Consider the following 19,794-nt stretch of genomic DNA (forward strand, 5'->3'; position numbering starts at 1 on the left):
TACGGCGAAATATCGCTGAACAATTTAAGGTGGTTATAGCAATGGGGCTCACCTCTTACCATTCCGAACAGAGAAGTTAAGCCCATTAGCGCAGATGGTACTGCAGAAATGTGGGAGAGTATGTCGCCGCCTTTTTTTAAAACCCTTATCATAACTGATAAGGGTTTTTTTTATGGAAATACCCGGAGTTTAAAAATATTTTTTTTCAGATGAGTACTAATATTACTGTCATGATTCCTAATATATGCTAAGTAAATAGTAGATTCATAGTTTTTTAGTATATTGACATACATAAATTTTGCTCATGAATACTGTTGTTATAAACTCTCTTCTAATTACATTATATAAGTCTAAAAAACTTTTGAACGATTTGAATGATAATTCCTATTGTTGTAAGGAAGTGGGACCTTATTATTCTAGTGTTGGATCCCATATTCGACATGCATTGGATTTTTATAAATGTATTTTTAAAGGTTTAGAAAGTAAGCATGTAAATTTGACTTCAAGAGATCGAGATAAAAGAGTGGAAAATGATTGTAATTGCGCAATTTCAGAAATTGAATTTATTGCAGATAAAATTAAAGGGCTTCATTCAGTAGATTTAAATCTGGTATTAGATGTAGAAGATAATTTGGGAGATGGAAATATTACATTGCAATATACTTTAGGAGCTTTATTAGCACAAGCAAACAGTCATACAATTCATCATTATGCTATCATTGCATATGTTTTAGATCGTTTAGATGTAGAAATTAAGGATGAAAACTTCGGATATAATCCCACTACTCCAATGCATGTTTTAAAGCATACAAAAGCTAGTTAAACATTGAATCCATTATTTTTTTAAGACCTTTAAAGGCTAGAAATATTGCTGCTGCTGCAATCAATAGACCAACTATTAGTACAGGGATATAGAGAGGGTGCTCTTGGTTTTTAAATGCTGAATTTATAATTATAGGTCCAGCAAACATACATAATAAAGAGCCAAACATTAGTTTTAATCCTTTAGAGAGTACTTCTTTATTTGTTCTTTTTGTCATAACTATTAATTGCTTTTCGTACATTTTGATGTTCTGCTAATAATTCTTTTGCAGTTTCTATAGATACTTGTAATTCTGACATGATCATTTTAATACCTCTGTCTACTAATTTATGATTACTAAGTTGCATATCAACCATTTTATTTCCTTTTACTTTCCCTAGTTGAATCATCACGGCAGTTGAAATCATATTGAGTACAAGTTTTTGAGCTGTTCCAGCTTTCATTCTAGAGCTTCCAGTTACAAATTCTGAACCTACAATTACTTCTATGGGATGTTTTGAAATATTTGATAATGGACTATTATGGTTGCAAGTAATACAACCAGTTAGAACATTATGTTTATTACATTCTTTTAATGCACCAATTACATAAGGAGTTGTTCCTGAAGCAGCAATACCTATAACAGTATCATTTTCTGAAATATTTTGTTCTTTTAGGTCTTTCCATCCTTGAGTAGTATCATCTTCAGCGAATTCAACGGCTTTTCTAATGGCAGAATCACCACCAGCAATAAGTCCAACAACAAGCTCATGTGGAACTCCAAATGTTGGTGGACATTCAGAAGCATCAACAATACCAAGTCTTCCGCTTGTTCCAGCACCAATGTAGAACAAACGACCGCCATTTTTCATTCTTACTGCAATTTCTAAAATCAATTTTTCAATGGACGGGATAGCCTTTTCAACAGCTAATGGAACGGTTTTGTCTTCATTATTGATATTCATAATTAGCTCAAAAACAGTCATTTTTTCTAAATGATTATATTTTGAATCTTGCTCTGTTGTTTTGATGAATTCCATGTTTCAAAAATACATTATTTTGAGTATTTATTGAATGGTTTTCTACGTTATAAATAAAAGCTTTATCGAAACTATTTTTTAAGAAATCATCTCTATTAAATTACCTATATTTTGATGAAATCGAAAATATGGAATATTTACATTTGATTGGACATAAAGAAGAGAGTTTTATATTCACACATTAAAACTTAGAATTATGTCAAAAAGACAAGCACGACATTACACAGAAGAATTTAAATTAAAAGCCGCAAAACTTAGTCAAGTCAATGGCAATATCAGTTAAACCAGCAGAGAGTTAAATGTCCCTTATTCTGTATTACAGCGTTGGCGTAAAGAATATGATACATATGGTGAGAATAGTTTCACTGCAATTTAAGTCTTTTAACGAAAGTGGACTTATTTAGGAAAAAAATAAGAGATTAATTTAATATGGATACTACCTGATTTTTTCTTCTAAGTTTCATTGTTTTTGTTTTGATTTTTGCTCTTTGTTTTAATAGTTGTTGATCTCTTCCAAAAAACACATCAGCAGGTGTTACATTATTAATAGATTCATGGTATCTGTAATGGTTATAATATTCAACAAATTCTGCTAAACGATCTTTAAGTTCTTTCGGGCTGTAATAATTTTCTAGTTTGACTACATTTTTCATAGAACGATGATAACGTTCTATTTTCCCCTGTTTCTGAGGATGATTAGATTTTTCCCGAACATGCTTGATGTGTTTTTCATCTAAATAGACACCTAGCTCGTTACTGATGTAACATGAACAGTTATCAGATATCAATCTTGGTCTGTTATTAGGAGTTATATCTGTTTTTTCTGGTGCAGCTTCTACTGATCTCTTCACATCAGTAGTTTTCATAGTAGAACAAAGTTCCCAATGAATAATATAACGGCTGTAATCATCCAAAACAGTAGATAGATAATACCAACCCCACCCTATGATTTTAAAGTACGTAAAATCAGTCTGCCACATTTGATTCACTCTAGTGGTTTTATCTTTGAACTCATTGCTTGCCTACTTTTATCTGAAAATTTACATTTAACCTATTTAGAAATGACTATGAGAGATGATACAGGCTTTTGTTATCTCATAGTTCAAAAGAGGTGCTGCGAAGGCATTATATCAATGAAGATGTGGTGTTGAAAGCTATGAGAGAAGTTGAAGTATTTATGCAAAGACAGTAATCCTAATTAGCCCTGAGGTCTTAAAATTGAGGTCTGATGCATAAAAGGCTGATTAAGTGAATGCTATAATATATGAAAAAATTAAAAAGGTACTCCTAACAGTACTGGAGTACTGAAAATGAAGCTGTCTAAAATGAAATAACCCACTCAAAATGAATGGGTTATGTTGTAGCGAGATCGGGAATTGAACCCGAGACCTCCGGGTTATGAATCCGACGCTCTAACCAACTGAGCTACCTCGCCGTGTTTGCGGGTGCAAATATAGGAACTATTTTTTTTTGAGCAAATATTCCACAAAAATTATTTTTTTTGTTCTTTTCTTTTAAACTTATTAATTAATGTATATATTGTCAAAACATAATCAAGAAATACAGTATGTCTGATAAAATTAAATACGAAATCGAGTTCCCAATCCAATCTTCTCCTCAGCTTTTATTCCAATATTTGTCTACACCGTCAGGATTGTCTGAATGGTTTGCAGATAATGTGAATTCACGTGGAGAAAATTTTACATTTATTTGGGACGATAGTGAAGAAATGGCAAAGCTCCTTGGAAAGAAAAACAATGAACGCATCCGTTTCCAATGGGAAGATGATGAAGATACCTCGTATTATTTTGAAATGAAAATAGTCGTTGATGAAATTACGAAAGATGTATCTTTAATAGTTATTGACCACTGCGAAGAGGATGAATTAGAAGAAGCAAAAATGTTGTGGGAAAATCAAATTGGAAGTTTGAAACAAGTTTTAGGTTCACGCTAAGAAAATCATTTATTAAAACCATATTTGCCTTGAGAAAATCAAGGCTTTTTTTATGATTAATTTTAATGGAAACATCAGCAACGATACAACTATCTTAGATGCAGAAAATAGAGGGATAAAGTATGGAGATTCACTTTTTGAAACCCTGAGAGTCGTTGCCAATAAAATCCTTTTTTGGGAAGATCATTATTTTAGGTTAATGGAATCGATGCGTATTCTAAGAATGGAAATTCCTATGAATTTTACTATGGAACACCTAGAAGAAGAAATTCTCAATACCTTAAAAGCAAATGAGCTTACAAATGCACGTGTGCGTTTAACGATTTATAGAGGAAATGGTGGATTATATTTACCAGATTCTAATGATATCGAATATATAGTTACTGTAAATTCACTTGCGTCTCCTTTTTATTTACTATCTGAAGAACGATTTGAAGTAGATTTATATAAAGATTTTTATGTCAACAAAGGATTGCTTTCTACTCTTAAGACCAATAATAAAATTGTAAACGTATTAGGGAGCATTTATGCGAAAGAAAATGATTTGGATAACTGTTTGCTTGTAAATGAAGATAAAAGTGTCATAGAAGCGCTTAATGGGAATATTTTCTTGGTAAAAGGGAATGTTATCAAAACACCTCCAATTACCGATGGATGTTTAAAAGGAATTCTGCGTAAGCAATTGGTTGAAATTTTAGAAAAAACCTCCGACTACGAATTAAAAGAAGAAAGTATCTCACCTTTTGAAATTCAAAAAGCAGATGAATTCTTTGTGACGAATGTAATTCGAGGAATTGTACCAATTACAAAATACCGCAAAAAACAGTTTGCAGCTACGGTTGCAAGAGATTTAATAGCGAAGTTGAATATGAGAATCAGGTTAGGAGCGTAGCTTAAAAACGCTTTTTTCTTTGGCACAAGTAAAATATTAAAGAAATAACTCACAAAAAATCAAGAGTGTAATTTACAACTTTTGATGTTTTATGAGTTATAAATTTAAAATGCTAAGCCTAATTGTGACTCGGATTTTCGGGCGCATTTGACCAAATCAAATATTCGCCACCAAATTCCATCATCTTATTACGCCAAATAGACTTGCACGACTTGGAAATGATTTCCTTTTTGAATTCATTTTCCACAATGATCCAAGAATTTGAATTCAATTCTTCACTCAATTGATTCGCATGCCAGCCCGAATAGCCTAAGAAAAACTTAATATCATCTTGCTGTAATTTATCTTCTTCCAATAATTTAATAATAGAAGAAAAATCGCCGCCCCAATAAATCCCCAGCGAAATTTCTATACTATTAGGTACCAAATGTGGTATTTTATGAATAAAATATAAATTATCTTGTTCTACAGGTCCGCCATTATACACTTTAAATGTGGTTTTAGCGTTTGAAAATTGCGGAATTAAGTCAGAAAGATGAACGTTTAATGGTTTGTTTAAAATAAAGCCAATAGATCCTTCTTCAGTATGGTCAGCAAGTAAAACAACTGATCTGTTGAAAGATACGTCTCCAATAATAGATGGTTCAGCAATTAAAAGATGTCCTTTATCGGGTTTTAAGGCTATCATTTGCGTTTTTTTAGGTTACTTAAATCTATAAAAAAAAAACGAAATAATCAAATATGATACTTTTTAATACAGTTATAAAAACGAAAAAGCACTCAATTTTGAGTGCTTTTTGCCTAATTTATGTATAAATACAATTAGTTTACTGCTTTTCCTAAATCAGATCCTGCTTTAAACTTTACTACTTTTTTAGCAGCAATTTGGATAGTTTTTCCAGTTTGTGGATTTCTTCCCTCTCTTGCAGCTCTTTCTGAAACTGACCAAGATCCGAATCCTACTAGAGAAACTCTATTTCCTTTTTTTAAAGCTCCTTCTACATTTCCTAAAAATGATTCCAATGACTTTTTAGCTGCAGCTTTAGAAATTCCTGCATCAGCAGCCATTGCGTCAATTAATTCTGTTTTGTTCATAATCGTTGAATTATTAATTGTTGGTTAAACATTATTTTTAAAAGCACTACAAATTTATACGGATTTCTTTGCCATGCAAGTAATAGCGCGGGAAAAGCCGGTTTTTGTTGATAACTTCATGCGATTGTTAATAAACAAGCCCATTTTTTGTTGTTTTTCTCTCATATCAGTAAACATAAGGGTTACGAGACTGTTGCCTCTTTTTCGAAAGTAAAACCATTTAATAAGGAACTAATTTCCATAGAACGCTTTCCTGGAAGCTGTAAAACTCTAACAATAATGTATCCTTCTTTTACCGCAATTTTTACTTCTTTTTTAGAACTAACAACACTTCCCACAGCACTTGAATGCGATTCTTCTACCTTTTCTACCTCATATATTTTAATGGTATAGGTTTTGTCTCCATTATATAAGGTAGTCCAAGAAGCTGGATATGGACTCAACCCACGAATCTTATTATATATATTGTCTATGGTATCTGTCCAATCAATTTTACAAGTATCTCTGTGAATTTTATATGCGGTCTTTATATTCTCTGAATTTACTTGAGTGGTTGTTGTGACATCATCCTTTTCTATGTGTTGAACGGTTTTTACAACTAAGCCACTTCCAATGTTCATTAATTTGTCATGTAAAGAACCTGCATTTTCTTTTGGATCAATAGCAAGTTCTTCCTGAAAAATCATAGCACCAGTATCAATCTTTTCATCAATAAAGAATGTTGTAACACCCGTTTTTGTTTCACCATTAATAATAGCCCAGTTAATTGGTGCAGCGCCTCTATAATTTGGAAGTAACGAAGCATGTAAGTTAAAGGTTCCGTATTTGGGCATTTGCCAAACCACTTTGGGTAACATTCTAAAGGCAACTACAATTTGTAAATTCGCATTTAACGCTTTTAATTCTTCCACAAAAGAAGTGCGCTTTAAGTTGGTGGGTTGTAAAACGTTTAAGTTGTTTTCTAAGGCAAACTTTTTTACGGCAGATTGGTGCAACTTACGTCCACGACCAGCAGGTTTATCTGGCGCAGTAATAACACCAACCACATTATATTTTGCATCTAATAATGCTTTTAGTGTTGCAACGGCAAAATCGGGCGTACCCATAAAAACGATTCTCAAATCTTTCATATATTATATGGTATAAGTGTTTGTTTCTGATAATGTAATTGTTTCAGCTTCCAAAAGTAATTGAATTATCTCTAAAATAAGATTTTCTCTATACGGTATAACAGCACAAATTTCAGTTGAGGTCATAGGTTGTTGTTTTAGTACTTTTAAAATCTCATCACGTACGAGCAACTGCAATTCATTTGTCGGCGTACTTGCTTTTTTTGTTTTACAAACAGAACAAATTCCGCAAGCTTTCTTAGTGGTTTCTCCAAAATAGGAGAGTAGTTGTATATTTTTACAGGTGCCAGTGTCCTTTATATAATTGATAACAGCTTGAACACGCTTCTTTTTTAATTCGTTTTGTTGCCTAACTTCTTTTGCGATTGGATGAATGGTTTTATCATCTTCACGAGCTACTAAAAAGGTAACTTCGGCATCGGTTTGTAGTTCGTCTAAAAGAATGATTTCATCTTTTGCCAACTGCTGGATGGTCTCCGTAATTTTATTTTTGGGAATGCCTAATTTTTGTGCTAAGAAGTGTGTGTTGATGTTTATCTTCTGTTCAAAAGCGCCGCCATAGGTCCTTAAAATAGCTAGTGCTATCAAGCTTACGTTAGCATTCTTATCTAAATACTGCATTAGGTTGAATTGATCGACATTGAATCGTAACGAAGTTTTTCGATGAAAATTTTGCGAAAGTTGAATCACACTATGTCTATCCAATAATTGTAATGCTGTATATGTTTTTTGTGTGGGAAATTGATAAGCTTTACAGAATTCATAAAAAGTCAATGCGTGTTTGGTATCATAACCTTCACCATAAGCAATTTGAAAGAAGCTGCACATTTTGCGGAATACAAGCTTCAAAAAATCAACACTTGGTAAGTTGTGTATGAATTGTCTTTGTAAAGTATCAATATCGTTTGCATCTGTTAGAATGATAGCATTTGCATACTCACCATTTCGTCCTGCACGTCCTGCTTCTTGATAGTAATTTTCTAAGCTATCTGGCAATTGCACATGAATCACATTTTTTACGTCAGGTTTGTCAATCCCCATTCCAAAGGCATTGGTGGCTACGATTGTTTGTACTTTTCCGCTCAACCATTTTTGAAGATTGCTTTTTTTCTCTTCTGACGAAAGTCCACCATGAAAATATACACTTGTAAATCCTTTTCTGGAAAGTGATTCGTGAATCGTAATCGTACTTTTTCGATTGCGCGTATACACAATACAAGATTGTGGGTATTTGCGCAAGGTTTTTTCAATAGTGAGTATCTTGTTTTCAGTTTCTAAAACTGTGTAGGCTAAATTTTCACGTGCAAACGATTGTTGAAACTTCGCTGTATTTTTTAAGTGTAAACTCGTTTCAATATCATCAATTACCGTTGGTGTTGCTGTTGCCGTTAATGCAATACAAGGTATATTGGGTAGTAATTGTCTTAGCGTATTGATGTTTTTATAGGCTGGACGAAAATCATTTCCCCATTGTGAAATACAGTGTGCTTCATCTACAGCAATTAGATTGACAGGCATTTGTTTGATACGTTCCTGAATGATTTCTTGCTGTAAACGTTCAGGTGATATGTATAAAAATTTATAATCTCCGTATACACAATTGTCTAATAAATCACTTATTTCAGAAGCTTTCATGCCTCCTGTTAAGGCAATCGCTTTAATTCCATTAATTTTTAAATTGGCAACCTGATCTTGTATCAAAGCCACTAAAGGAGAAATCACAATGCAAATTCCGTCCATAGCCAAGGCAGGAATTTGAAAGCAAACAGATTTTCCTCCGCCAGTAGGTAATAAAGCTAAGGTATCATTTTGTTGAATAACCGCGTTTATAATTTCTTCTTGTAAAGGACGAAACGAAGTATGTCCCCAATATTTTTCTAGAAGTGCAAGCGGTTTGGTCATTCGTGCGTATTAAGTGTATTTAGGATGAATGAAACACGTTCTGAAATTGTTCCGAAAGGAACATCTATCAAAGAATAGCCATAACTTTCATACGCAGTAATCAAGTACTTTTGAATGGTTTCTGCTTGTTCAAAACTTTCATAGCGTTCGTTATCTTGCTCATAAATTTCTTTCCAAGGCGCTAACATAAAAGCTACATCATACACGTGGTCTTTGCAGGCATCTCGGAACATATCAGGATATTCGTCTCCAGTGTAATCCATGTATGCAGCAACATCTGGAATACCACGATCGTAAAAAGCATAGCGATTGTTGAGTGTTCCTGCATCTTTGAATTGTTGAATTCTACCTTTTAGTAACAACTCGCTAAACAACAATGGTTGCGTTAAAAATAATTGTTCAATGCCTTTCTTTTGTGCTGCAGCTGTTACTTCTCTTGAAATTTCATGAAAGCAAACATGTCCTTTTTCTTCCAATGCTGTAATTAAGGTAGATTTCCCTGTGCCAGGTCCACCAAAAATAAGTATTCTTTTCGTGTTCAATCTGAATAATTTATGGGGTAAAATTACGCAAAATGATAGGAATATGAAATTTTTTGTTTTTGCTTGGTGGTTCCATTGTAAAAGAAAATCACATAAATCAATTAATTCGTCTGTACGGTTTTGTAAGCTCATAAAAATGGAAAAAACTCATAGATAATATTTTATTTATGTTTTATAAAAACGCAATTGATCTTTTATAAAACACCAATTACATTCCTTTTTTTATAGGCATCAACACATTTACTTTGAGTCAACATTTATTCAGAATATGTAATGTTATAAAAATATTTTGAAATATAAAAGATGTTGAGTGAACGAGAAAAACTTATACCCAAGTTCGGAAAATTAATAGAGCAATCTAAAATGAGAAAACAGCGAAACAACATTTCATTTTTAGTATGCACTTGAAGAGAGTTTACAAAAATGGATTGCTAAAATCAAACAAGAATATAGCTATATCACATTTAATACTAACATTAAAAATACACATTATGAAAAAACAAAATTTAAAATCATTAAAGCTTAACAAGCGATTAGTTTCCAATTTTCAGTTTACACAATTAAAAGGAGGTTACAGAGGTACAGAAGATGTTACTAATTGTATGGGAGTTAATTGTCCAAATGAACAACCAAAAAGTCTTGATGGCTGTGACACTTTTGGGACACATACAAGTAGAAACCCTGAAGGAGGAGTACCTACTAATTGTGATGTTGGTGGTTAAAAAATGTTTCAAGCGAACTTCTGTTCGCTTTTTTTCTCTCTATTCTGAAAATGCATATACATACAATTAGAAATACTTTAAAATATAACCATACCATATCTAATATTAAAATCATCATTATGAAAACAAAAAATAACTTACTCTTAATAATAAGTTTAATAATAGTAAACTTTACGTATTCTCAAACAAATATATTTCCAGATGATGGGAATGTAGGTATTGGGACTGTAACTCCAACAGCAAAAACAGACATTATTCTTCCTGAAGAAGCAACAATGGAATCAGGTTTGAGAATAACGAGTCCATTTACATTTCTTGCTGGTAGTAATATAAATACATTATTCCATCTACGAAAATCAGGATTTAACCAAGGATCATATTTTAGTCAATTTGTAGTAAGAACTAATGGAAGAGTAGGAATAGGAGAGGAGAACCCCAACAGTAAGCTTCATGTCCATAATGGTAGAATTCAAATTACAGGAAACAATTCTTATGGCGGACCTATGATGGTCTTTGGAGGAGATGTCAATGCTCCAAATGGTCAATGGGGAATAGAGTATGTGTCTAATGGTGTTTCTGGACTTAATTTTTGGAAACCAGATGGAAGTACAAATGGAAATAATGGAGATGGTTTTGGAAATCATTTTTTGTTCTTGGCAGATAACGGAAAAGTAAGTATTGGACTTGATCCAAATAATCCAAACAGTTTCCCAAGAGCTACTTTATCGGGAGATTACAACTTATATGTAGGAAGAGGAATTTTAACTGAAAAAGCGAGAGTAGCAGTTAGATCAAGTGATGATTGGGCCGATTACGTTTTTAAAGATGACTACCATTTATTAACGCTTTCTCAAGTCGAAAAACACATTCAAGAAAAAGGACATTTACCAAATGTTCCAAGCGCAGAAGAAATTGTAAATTCAGGAATTGATGTTGCTAAAATGGATGCCAAACTCATGGAAAAAATAGAAGAGCTAACACTCTATGTGATTCAACTTAAAAAAGAAAATGAAGAAATAAAAGCCTTATTAAAAAATAAAAATATCAAATAATATTGAGCAATTATGAAAACGACATATAAAATACAAGTTATAATTTTCTTGCTCTTGTTTCAAGTTTCTTTTGGTCAAAATACCTCAAGAGAAGGTAGAGAGAATCCAAATGAATCCTATCAATTTATTTTGGGAGAAAATAATTTTATCGATATAAAAAAAGAAGGCTTAGAATTTTACAAAAAAAAGATTGAAACTTATGGAATTGAGCGAGTGGCAACAGAAGGTAGTCCATACGTTGATTTTATAAGATTTATTTCAGATTGGGAAATAAAACTAGCAAGTTATGATTATAGTTTGAAACGTTATTTTTCTTCGTTAGATAGTAAATCAGATATTAAGAATTTGTCAGTAAAAGGATGCGAGTGGGAAGAATTTGGACCAGTAGTAAAATCTTCTGGAAGTCAATTAAATCCTACTACAGGGACTCAAACTCGTTTAAATGGAATAGGCCATACTGAATTTATTAGAATAGATATGAATGATCCATTAAGCATGTTAGTAGGATCTACATTTGGTGGTCTTTTTTATAGCAGTAATGGAGGAGAGTTATGGACTTGCGTTAGCGATAATTGGGATACTTCTGCAGTAGCATGGGCAGAATTTTCTGAAGCCTATCCTGGTACTATCGTAGCTGTTTCAACATTAGGAGGTGACCTTAATGGAAAATCTCATCGTTTAGGTGTTGATGGTGGAATTTTAATTTCTAGAGATTATGGGCAAACCTGGCATAAACTACTATCTGCAAATATAGTATCTTATGGTAAGATAAATAAAGTAATCTTTAATCCAGATAATCCAGACGAAATTTTTATTGCCAAGTCCAAAGGGTTATATAAGTATACCGATATTAATGATCCTGATAACCCGAATAAATTAGAAGAAGTTTTTATTCCTTCGTCTCCAAATGGTTTTAGTATGATTGAATGTCTCGATGTAGAAATTATAAAATCTGACGAACTATTTCCAGATGGAAATTTTTTTGCAACTAGTTTTCAAGTAATAGAAAATTTTGGCACGGCAAACGTCTCTAGTGTAAAGACGTATGTAACACAAAATGGTTGGCAAACAAGTCAAGAAGTATTCAGTTCCATTGAGAAAGAAGCAGCCACATTTGAATTTTCTCCATCTAATTTATCCTCAGGCGCAGATCCATACAAAGCAAAGATACATTGCAATATTAAGACAGGCAATTTGAAACAAGTTTGGTCTTTACGATTGTTTAATCTTTCAGAAGATATGTTACAATCTCAATTTGAAGGCTCATCAAATTTCGGTGCTTGTTTTGCTTTTGCCGTAAATCCATTTGATGATAAAAAAATTATTTATTCTTTTAAACTAGGATTATCTGGAACCAATAATGGTTTTGTTAATAATATAGGGAAACCTACAAACAGCGGACTACACGATGATAAAGAATATTTTTTATGGCATCCACATTCTCAACATCAAAATGAAGTATGGGTGGCGCATCATGGAGGTATATCTAAATCTGTAGATAATGGCGTAACATGGGAAAGTAAAGACCTAGGGCTAGGAGTTGGTATGGTTCAAAAGTTTGATCATAGTGAAAATGATCTGAATAAAATATTACTTTCTTTAGATCATGATGGTACAACCCGATTAAATAGTTCGTATAACCAACCGAACTTAACACATGACTGGAATATGTTCTCTGGCATATCAGATGGAGTCGGTGCTACTATAATTGATGAGGATGAATATCAATTTTATTTTGCCAGTGGTCAAACAGGAACAACGGATTTTGTTTCGGTAAATTATTATGCTCCATCTGTAGATTTAGATTTCCCGTCGGCGTATTCAACTAATTATAATGGATGGTATGAACCTGCTCAGGATGGAACTGTATTATATACGCATGGAGTGGAGAATAGTGTTAACTTTGGGAATGTTTATAAAACTGAACTGGTCCCTGGAATCATTCCAACAACTAGAACCAAGATATCTAACTTTTCTCAATTTTTACCCAATGGTAACGACCTTATACTAACACAACTAAGTGCTTCACAAAAAAATGATAATGTTCTATTTGCAAATGGTGTAGAATTTACTCCAAATGGAGGTAACCAAGTGTTGTTCTATTGCAATAAAGCTAATAATTCAGATCCTCAGGTAGTTATGAATAGCTGGGTTGAAATTAAAATGCCTTATGACACAGGGCAGCCTATTATTAACACAGCGTTCGGAAGTGTAAAAGAGAGCCATTATATAGATGGCAGGTATTATTTTACCACTAGTGGTAATACTGATGCTTCTTATTCAGAGTATAGAGCAGTTATGCTTGATATAAATAGTCAAGGAGATATGATATATACTGACATTACTGGTAATTTACCCAAATGTGGTGTTAAACATGCAAATGATTATAATATTGCCATTGAACAAGGTACTCATGAAGGAATTTATGTGGTTCAAGATTGTGGCGTTTTTTATTTACATGGAAGTGATTTAGATACAGGAAACTACAACTGGACACTAGTAGGAACTGGTCTTCCTAATATTGAAAAAAGAGGCATAAAACCATACAATATACAAAATAAATTGCGAGTAGGAACTTTTGGTAGAGGACTTTGGGAAGGTTGTTTTGTTTGTCCAGAAGACGAAATATTTTATGAGTCTGGAACATATGGGAATTCATATGTCTTTAAAGAAGCTCGTAGACAAATTCATTCAATTGCAACAATACAAGCTGAACAAAATGTGAAATACAGAGCAGGAGATTTTATTGATTTACATCCAGATTTTATTGCTCAAAATGGAAGTGTATTTGATGCATTTATCCATCCTTGTGAGCCTAACAGGTCGAATAGCTTTAAGTCTGAGCGTACAAGTCCTTGGGAAAATTTAGTCTATAACACAGATGAGAGTAAAAGTAGAACCTTAGAGGCTGCGTCAGAAAACCTTTCCTTGTTTCCAAATCCAGTCACAGATATAACAACAATTTATCTTGAGAATTTTGATGGGCAATATCAGGTAGAAATAATTAATTTTCAAGGACAAAAAATTAAAATATTTGAAATGAAAGAACCAAAATTAGAGCTTGATGTAAGTAATTTGAGTAAAGGTGTTTATTTAATTAAAGTCTCAAACGGAGTACATATTCAAACGGTTAAATTGCTTAAGAAATAGACGGATTAATTATAATTTTAAGTGGATAATAAAAGCTTTGCTAGTTGCTTGGTGATTACTTCTTCTTGGTAATAGTTTATTCCTACACATTGGTAGTTCTATCCGTTTTGTGAAAACAAGCAATTCCTACTGATAAAAACAAGAAGAATGGTCGCATCTTTAAATTGTTGTAAAGATTAAATAATGAATTCGTTATTCTCTTTTTTGATTTTTACAGGTGAAACCCGAAAAGCCAATTTTAAACAGAGTAGGAAACCTAAAATTATAAATTATGAACAATTTTGTTATTGCAACAAATTCTGACGGACGTGTACAAGCTTTTTATGTTGACGAAGCAAAGAATGTAGCGCACACATGGCAAATAGAAGCAGGAAATAAATTAGTATGGTCTCAAGCAGAGGTACTTTTCGGAGTTGCAGGAGGTTCGAGAGAACCTTTGAATGGAGCTGTCAGAGTAGCTGCTACAACTGATTTGAGAGGTCAAATTCAGGTAGTAGCGCTTACTGAAGCAGGAGAATATTTTACATGCTATCAAACAGGAGGTGTATGGAATGGCTGGTTTAAAATTGAACAACAACAATAATACAAGATTTTAATGAATCTTAATGGTGCCCTGCATGTATATTTGGGTATGATGTGGTCTGCTTTTTTTATCTTCCATTCGGTATTTCAGTAGCTATTCATTTTTGTGAAATTAACTTCGATTGAAAAGTCTAAGTAGATTAAAATTGCTAAAAGTAATACGCGTCTAAGAAGTCTACCAAGACAACACAATAAGTAATTTATCCCCATACAAGTTTCCTTTGCAAGTTGTGTAACTTTCCCTACATTTGAAATTCACGACTTTATTTATGAAAACGAACTTTACCTTTGCTTTATGCTTATTATTTACGCTAAACAGCTTTGCACAATCATATACATCTTACAGAACAGGAAGTGCCACAAGTCTTGAGCAAACTCCCTTAGGTCGTTCGTGTTTAATGGGCGGAGCTTCGGAGTCTGACGAAGCAATGCAATGGTTTTTGCAACGTGCCAATGGTGGAGACGTGTTGGTGCTTCGTGCGAGCGGATCAGACGGATATAATAATTATATGTATTCGGAATTGGGTGTGACGGTGAATTCTGTGGAAACGATTGTATTTAACAACAGTACGGCGAGCAATGATGCTTACGTATTGCAAAGAATTCAAGAAGCAGAAGCCATTTGGTTTGCTGGTGGAGATCAGTGGAATTATATCTCGTATTGGCGTGATACAGAAGTGCAAAATTTAATCAATAACGCTGTCAATTTTGAAAACTTAGTCATAGGTGGTACCAGTGCAGGAATGGCAATTTTAGGTAGATTTTATTTTTCAGCAGAAAATGGAACAATTACTTCTGCACAAGCTTTGGCAAATCCGTACGATAGTGATTTAACAGTTCCAAATGCTCCTTTTTTGAATAATTGGTATTTAAATGATGTGATTACAGATACACATTATGATGATCCTGACCGTAGAGGTCGTCATACCACATTTTTAGCCCGAATACTTGCGGATTATAGTAGTGCTGGTTTTATTCACATGAAAGGAATTGCTTGCGATGAATATACAGCGGTTTGTATTGATGAAAATGGTGCAGCTAGAGTTTTTGGCGATTATCCTTCTTTTGATGATAATGCCTACTTCATTCAGGTAAATTGTGAACTTTCTGATATGCTACCAGAAACCTGTGAACCCAATACTCCTTTACATTGGGATAGAGGTGGACAAGCATTGAAAGTTTATAAAGTAAAAGGGACTACTACTGGAAGTAATGCCTTCGATTTAGGAGATTGGAAAACTGGATCTGGCGGAACTTGGGAACATTGGTCTGTAAATAATGGAACACTAGTGATAGAACCTGGTACACAGGTTAATTGCGTTTTAAGTGTAGATGAAGTTACTGAATATACACTACAAATTTTTCTAAATCCTGTGGAAAATCAACTTTCTATAACTTCTAAAAAACCTATACAAGCTATTGAATTACTTGATAGTTTTGGTAGAATGCTAACAAAAAAAGAAGTGTCTAATTTACAAGTAACTAGTATTGATGTCACACAATTAAGCTCTGGAACTTACTTCTTAAAGGTGACGATGAATAATGCAATAATGATCAAAAAAGTAATCAAATAGCAGAAACAGCAAAAGTTTTCAAAGAAGCTGTATCTTTGCCGTTCATTTAGAAAAAAAAGACAGCATGAGTTTAAAAAACGATCCAGAAGCGTTTTATGCAAAATTAAAAACACAGTTAGAAGATACTACAAAGTTTCCAGCGCTGTATATGTACAAATTCATTGTACCTTCTAGTGATGAAAAAATAAAAGAAGTACACCAAATTTTTGATAACCTTGGAGCTGTAATTGATACAAAAAAGTCTTCAAAAGGAACATACACAAGCGTAACTATTACCGCAAAGATGAAAAGCGCAGACGCCGTTATTGAAAAATATAAGGAAGCAAGTCAAGTAGAAGGCATAATTTCTTTATAACTACTGACATATATAGATTTTTTTTACTATTTTGCAATCACAAAATAATCTTCACACGAACTTTATTTTACTTCAATAACATACCTTACTAATACATTTTATTTTGATTGAGCAGCTAGAGTACAATACAGAACGCCATCGATTGATTATTCCTGAATATGGTCGACATATTCAAAAAATGGTCGATATTGCCGTAGCTACAGAAGATGCAGCAGAGCGAAACAAGCAAGCAAAAGCCATTATTGGCGTTATGGGAAATTTACAACCACACTTACGTGATGTACCTGATTTTCAACACAAATTGTGGGATCAGTTGTTCATTATGTCTGACTTTAAATTGGATGTAGAATCTCCATTTCCAAAGCCTTCTAAAGAGTTATTACAAGAGCGTCCGGAACCACTTGGATATCCACAAAACTTTCCTAAATATCGTTTCTATGGAAATAATATCAAACGAATGATTGATGTGGCTAATAGTTGGGATGAAGGCGAAATGAAAGAAGCTTTAGAGTTTGCTATTGCAAATCACATGAAAAAGTGTTATTTAAATTGGAATAAAGATACGGTTGAAGATGCTGTTATTTTTAAACATTTACTTGAATTGAGTAATGGGAAAATCGATTTAGCAGCAAAAGAAGAAGACTTATCAGACGCTTCAAATCTGATGAAACAAAAGAAGAAGTTTTCTAACAAAAATCAACAACGAAATAACAAAAATCGTAACAGTAGAAAACGTTACTAACAAAATTCATTATCATATTTTATGGGGACTTTTAAGATTGAAGGTGGTCATCAGTTAAAAGGAAGTATTCAACCACAAGGCGCAAAAAACGAAGCATTACAAATTTTATGTGCTGTTTTATTGACATCTGAAAAAGTGACAATTAGTAATATCCCTGATATTGTTGACGTCAATAAACTCATCATGCTTTTAGGAAACCTAGGCGTGAAAACTCAAAAAAATGGACCTGGATCGTATACTTTTCAGTCCGATGATATCAATCTTAAATATTTAGAATCTGAACAATTTAAAGAAGAAGGACGAGGACTTCGAGGTTCTATCATGATTGTTGGACCTTTATTGGCACGTTTTGGAAAAGGATATATTCCAAAGCCTGGAGGAGATAAGATTGGACGTAGAAGATTGGATACGCACTTTGAAGGTTTTATAAAATTAGGTGCAAAATTTAGATATAATAGAGAAGATTATTTCTACGGAGTAGAAGCGGAAAAGTTACATGGAACGTATATGTTACTTGACGAAGCTTCTGTTACCGGAACTGCAAACATCGTAATGGCTGCTGTCTTAGCAGAAGGAACGACAACAATATATAATGCTGCTTGCGAACCTTATTTACAGCAATTGTGTAAAATGCTGAATCGAATGGGAGCTAAGATTAGTGGTGTTGGCTCTAATTTATTAATAATTGAGGGTGTTGAAGAATTAGGCGGAACAGATCATCGAATGCTTCCTGATATGATTGAAATTGGAAGCTGGATTGGATTGGCAGCCATGACGCGAAGCGAACTCACTATTAAAAATGTAAGTTGGGACGATTTAGGTCAAATTCCTGATGTATTCAGAAAATTAGGAATTACAGTAGAACGTCAAGGAGATGATATTTATGTTCCTGCACATACAGATGGTTATGAAATTCAAAACTATATAGACGGTTCTATCTTAACCATTGCCGATGCGCCTTGGCCAGGGTTTACACCAGATTTATTAAGTATTATATTGGTAGTAGCAACACAAGCACGTGGAAGTGTCTTGATACATCAAAAAATGTTTGAAAGTCGTTTATTCTTTGTAGATAAATTGATTGATATGGGCGCAAAAATCATTTTGTGCGATCCGCATAGAGCAAGCGTTATTGGACACGATTTTAAATCACAATTAAAAGCAACTACAATGGTTTCGCCAGATATTAGAGCAGGAATCTCATTATTAATTGCTGCATTATCTGCCAAAGGAACTTCAACGATTCATAATATTGAACAAATTGATAGAGGTTACGAAAATATAGACGAACGTTTACGTGCTATTGGCGCAAAGATTGTTCGTTTGTAAAAAGTACTTTTAGATAAACATATAGAAATGAATCATTTTATAAAGATAAGATGGTTCATTTTTTTATGAAGAAAATTTATACTACACTTTCGTGATTTTAATCTCAACACGTCTATTGGCACTACGATCTCTAATTCCTTTTTCAGGATAGCGCAAAGGTAACTTAAACCCATATCCTTTATAGGTAAGTCGTTCTTTAGAAATTCCTCGACTTATAAGATATTTATAAATAAAATACGCTCTATCTACAGAAAGTGTTTGCAAACCTGTATCACTATTTAATGCATCAGAATCGTCATTGCCACCACAGCATACATGACCTTGTATTTCAATATGAATGTTTCGGTTTTTCTTTAAAAATCTAGCAAGCTTTTCTAGTTCTTTTTTAGATGATTTGATTAGTGTAACTCTACCCGTTTTAAAGTTAATTTTACCAAAAGAATAGGAAGCGCCAACACGTAATTTTTTGACAGGAACTACATAAATATTCTGCTTTTGTTTGACTACTTTGGGTTTATGATCATTTTTAGAAACAATTACAGATACTTTTCGATGTTTTTTAACACCAATACGTTCATTTTGCTTTTCTTCCTCGGTAGGTAATTCGCCTTTGGCTTCTTTTTCAATAGAGTTGATTAAAGGTTTATAGTTGTTTTTAAGAAAAGTAGTCACTGAACTCGCTCTATTTTTAGATAACTCAAGATTGAAATTTTCGGTATCTACAAAATCAGTATAACCTTTAACAACAAAATTATAGGTTGTTGTGCTATCCAAACTAGACAATTCTTGGTTGATTCTTTTGGTGTGTTTTTTAGATAATGTAAACTTTCCAGAATCAAAATAAATATCAAACGCAATATCTTGTGCTTGACAAAAACTAATACTACATAACACTATAATAAGTAGTTGTTTCATGGGCTACCTTTTGGAA

The 19,794-nt window shown here is 33.1% G+C and carries 20 protein-coding genes, 1 tRNA gene and 1 rRNA gene; 12 read left to right on the forward strand and 10 right to left on the reverse strand.

All coding sequences use genetic code 11. From position 1 onward, the window contains the following. The first annotated feature begins 25 nt into the window (after positions 1–25). Positions 26–135 (forward strand): 5S ribosomal RNA (gene rrf, locus MK119_RS11585). 235 nt (positions 136–370) lie between these two features. Further along, complete coding sequence (locus MK119_RS11590; RefSeq protein ID WP_290678692.1) at positions 371–823, forward strand: hypothetical protein; 453 nt, start codon at positions 371–373, stop codon at positions 821–823. Here the strand turns inward: MK119_RS11590 and MK119_RS11595 are convergent. The 4 genes from MK119_RS11595 to MK119_RS11610 all read right to left on the reverse strand — a co-directional run bounded on the left by MK119_RS11595 (position 816) and on the right by MK119_RS11610 (position 3,277). After that, positions 816–1,040, reverse strand: a complete 225-nt coding sequence (locus MK119_RS11595; RefSeq protein ID WP_290678695.1) for a DUF6095 family protein — start codon at positions 1,038–1,040, stop codon at positions 816–818. The two genes, MK119_RS11590 and MK119_RS11595, sit on opposite strands and share 8 nt — an antisense overlap. Then, positions 1,021–1,842 (reverse strand): N-acetylmuramic acid 6-phosphate etherase, encoded by an 822-nt coding sequence (murQ, locus tag MK119_RS11600; RefSeq protein ID WP_290678699.1) that lies wholly within the window; start codon positions 1,840–1,842, stop codon positions 1,021–1,023. The genes MK119_RS11595 and murQ overlap by 20 nt, the downstream gene beginning before the upstream one ends. Positions 1,843–2,261: 419 nt before the next feature. Further along, positions 2,262–2,831, reverse strand: coding sequence for a DDE-type integrase/transposase/recombinase (locus tag MK119_RS11605; protein ID WP_290678702.1), 570 nt, complete (start codon positions 2,829–2,831; stop codon positions 2,262–2,264). Positions 2,832–3,203: 372 nt separating this feature from the next. Further along, a tRNA-Met gene (locus MK119_RS11610) sits at positions 3,204–3,277 on the reverse strand. 132 nt (positions 3,278–3,409) lie between these two features. Here MK119_RS11610 and MK119_RS11615 point away from each other — a divergent pair. Both MK119_RS11615 and MK119_RS11620 read left to right on the forward strand, forming a co-directional pair. Beyond that, the gene (locus MK119_RS11615) at positions 3,410–3,796 is read left to right on the forward strand and encodes an START-like domain-containing protein (protein WP_290678705.1); all 387 of its coding nucleotides are present in this window, start codon (positions 3,410–3,412) and stop codon (positions 3,794–3,796) included. A 52-nt stretch (positions 3,797–3,848) separates the two neighbouring features. Further along, the gene (locus MK119_RS11620; protein WP_290678708.1) at positions 3,849–4,688 is read left to right on the forward strand and encodes an aminotransferase class IV; all 840 of its coding nucleotides are present in this window, start codon (positions 3,849–3,851) and stop codon (positions 4,686–4,688) included. A 118-nt stretch (positions 4,689–4,806) separates the two neighbouring features. Here the strand turns inward: MK119_RS11620 and MK119_RS11625 are convergent, their stop codons facing one another. The 5 genes from MK119_RS11625 to MK119_RS11645 form a co-directional block, all read right to left on the reverse strand. Next, positions 4,807–5,376: a YqgE/AlgH family protein gene (locus MK119_RS11625; protein ID WP_290678711.1), complete on the reverse strand. Its 570-nt coding sequence runs from the start codon at positions 5,374–5,376 to the stop codon at positions 4,807–4,809. A gap of 134 nt (positions 5,377–5,510) precedes the next feature. After that, positions 5,511–5,786 carry an HU family DNA-binding protein gene (locus MK119_RS11630; protein WP_290679028.1) on the reverse strand — a complete coding sequence of 92 codons (276 nt, stop codon included), beginning with the start codon at positions 5,784–5,786 and terminating at the stop codon, positions 5,511–5,513. A gap of 179 nt (positions 5,787–5,965) precedes the next feature. Then, a complete protein-coding gene (gene fmt / locus MK119_RS11635; protein WP_290678714.1) occupies positions 5,966–6,913 on the reverse strand; it encodes a methionyl-tRNA formyltransferase in 948 nt (315 codons plus the stop codon). 3 nt (positions 6,914–6,916) lie between these two features. Beyond that, a complete protein-coding gene (locus tag MK119_RS11640; RefSeq protein ID WP_290678717.1) occupies positions 6,917–8,815 on the reverse strand; it encodes an ATP-dependent DNA helicase RecQ in 1,899 nt (632 codons plus the stop codon). After that, a complete protein-coding gene (locus MK119_RS11645; RefSeq protein ID WP_290678720.1) occupies positions 8,812–9,357 on the reverse strand; it encodes an ATP-binding protein in 546 nt (181 codons plus the stop codon). Before MK119_RS11645 ends, MK119_RS11640 begins: the two co-directional genes overlap by 4 nt. 491 nt (positions 9,358–9,848) lie before the next feature. On the opposite strand from MK119_RS11645, the gene MK119_RS11650 reads away from it, so the two are divergent. The 8 genes from MK119_RS11650 to murA all read left to right on the forward strand — a co-directional run bounded on the left by MK119_RS11650 (position 9,849) and on the right by murA (position 18,863). Further along, entirely contained in the window at positions 9,849–10,079 is a 231-nt protein-coding gene (locus MK119_RS11650; protein WP_290678723.1) for a hypothetical protein, read from the forward strand. Between the two features lie 119 nt (positions 10,080–10,198). Further along, positions 10,199–11,131 carry a hypothetical protein gene (locus MK119_RS11655; RefSeq protein ID WP_290678726.1) on the forward strand — a complete coding sequence of 311 codons (933 nt, stop codon included), beginning with the start codon at positions 10,199–10,201 and terminating at the stop codon, positions 11,129–11,131. A gap of 12 nt (positions 11,132–11,143) precedes the next feature. Then, positions 11,144–14,281 carry a T9SS type A sorting domain-containing protein gene (locus tag MK119_RS11660; protein ID WP_290678729.1) on the forward strand — a complete coding sequence of 1,046 codons (3,138 nt, stop codon included), beginning with the start codon at positions 11,144–11,146 and terminating at the stop codon, positions 14,279–14,281. Between the two features lie 271 nt (positions 14,282–14,552). After that, a complete protein-coding gene (locus MK119_RS11665; RefSeq protein WP_290678732.1) occupies positions 14,553–14,864 on the forward strand; it encodes a hypothetical protein in 312 nt (103 codons plus the stop codon). A 268-nt stretch (positions 14,865–15,132) separates the two neighbouring features. Further along, positions 15,133–16,437, forward strand: a complete 1,305-nt coding sequence (locus MK119_RS11670) for a T9SS type A sorting domain-containing protein (protein WP_290678735.1) — start codon at positions 15,133–15,135, stop codon at positions 16,435–16,437. A gap of 64 nt (positions 16,438–16,501) precedes the next feature. Then, entirely contained in the window at positions 16,502–16,792 is a 291-nt protein-coding gene (locus MK119_RS11675) for a DUF493 family protein (protein WP_290678738.1), read from the forward strand. Positions 16,793–16,895: 103 nt separating this feature from the next. Beyond that, positions 16,896–17,534: a DUF4290 domain-containing protein gene (locus MK119_RS11680; protein ID WP_290678741.1), complete on the forward strand. Its 639-nt coding sequence runs from the start codon at positions 16,896–16,898 to the stop codon at positions 17,532–17,534. Positions 17,535–17,555: 21 nt separating this feature from the next. After that, entirely contained in the window at positions 17,556–18,863 is a 1,308-nt protein-coding gene (gene murA / locus MK119_RS11685) for a UDP-N-acetylglucosamine 1-carboxyvinyltransferase (RefSeq protein WP_290678744.1), read from the forward strand. Positions 18,864–18,944: 81 nt separating this feature from the next. Here the strand turns inward: murA and MK119_RS11690 are convergent, their stop codons facing one another. Continuing rightward, positions 18,945–19,778, reverse strand: coding sequence for an OmpA family protein (locus MK119_RS11690; protein ID WP_290678747.1), 834 nt, complete (start codon positions 19,776–19,778; stop codon positions 18,945–18,947). Positions 19,779–19,794 lie beyond the last annotated feature (16 nt).

Origin of the sequence: Kordia sp. (assembly GCF_022447245.1) — a bacterium.
Lineage (GTDB): Bacteria > Bacteroidota > Bacteroidia > Flavobacteriales > Flavobacteriaceae > Kordia.

Excerpts from the sequence above, each read along its gene's own strand:
- MK119_RS11595 (WP_290678695.1), bottom strand. The coding sequence starts at position 1,040 with ATGACAAAAAGAACAAATAAAGAAGTACTCTCTAAAGGATTAAAACTA.
- murQ (WP_290678699.1), bottom strand. The coding sequence starts at position 1,842 with ATGGAATTCATCAAAACAACAGAGCAAGATTCAAAATATAATCATTTA.
- MK119_RS11615 (WP_290678705.1), top strand. The coding sequence starts at position 3,410 with ATGTCTGATAAAATTAAATACGAAATCGAGTTCCCAATCCAATCTTCT.
- MK119_RS11620 (WP_290678708.1), top strand. The coding sequence starts at position 3,849 with ATGATTAATTTTAATGGAAACATCAGCAACGATACAACTATCTTAGAT.
- MK119_RS11625 (WP_290678711.1), bottom strand. The coding sequence starts at position 5,376 with ATGATAGCCTTAAAACCCGATAAAGGACATCTTTTAATTGCTGAACCA.
- fmt (WP_290678714.1), bottom strand. The coding sequence starts at position 6,913 with ATGAAAGATTTGAGAATCGTTTTTATGGGTACGCCCGATTTTGCCGTT.
- MK119_RS11640 (WP_290678717.1), bottom strand. The coding sequence starts at position 8,815 with ATGACCAAACCGCTTGCACTTCTAGAAAAATATTGGGGACATACTTCG.
- MK119_RS11650 (WP_290678723.1), top strand. The coding sequence starts at position 9,849 with ATGAAAAAACAAAATTTAAAATCATTAAAGCTTAACAAGCGATTAGTT.
- MK119_RS11655 (WP_290678726.1), top strand. The coding sequence starts at position 10,199 with ATGAAAACAAAAAATAACTTACTCTTAATAATAAGTTTAATAATAGTA.
- MK119_RS11660 (WP_290678729.1), top strand. The coding sequence starts at position 11,144 with ATGAAAACGACATATAAAATACAAGTTATAATTTTCTTGCTCTTGTTT.
- MK119_RS11665 (WP_290678732.1), top strand. The coding sequence starts at position 14,553 with ATGAACAATTTTGTTATTGCAACAAATTCTGACGGACGTGTACAAGCT.
- MK119_RS11670 (WP_290678735.1), top strand. The coding sequence starts at position 15,133 with ATGAAAACGAACTTTACCTTTGCTTTATGCTTATTATTTACGCTAAAC.
- MK119_RS11675 (WP_290678738.1), top strand. The coding sequence starts at position 16,502 with ATGAGTTTAAAAAACGATCCAGAAGCGTTTTATGCAAAATTAAAAACA.
- murA (WP_290678744.1), top strand. The coding sequence starts at position 17,556 with ATGGGGACTTTTAAGATTGAAGGTGGTCATCAGTTAAAAGGAAGTATT.
- MK119_RS11690 (WP_290678747.1), bottom strand. The coding sequence starts at position 19,778 with ATGAAACAACTACTTATTATAGTGTTATGTAGTATTAGTTTTTGTCAA.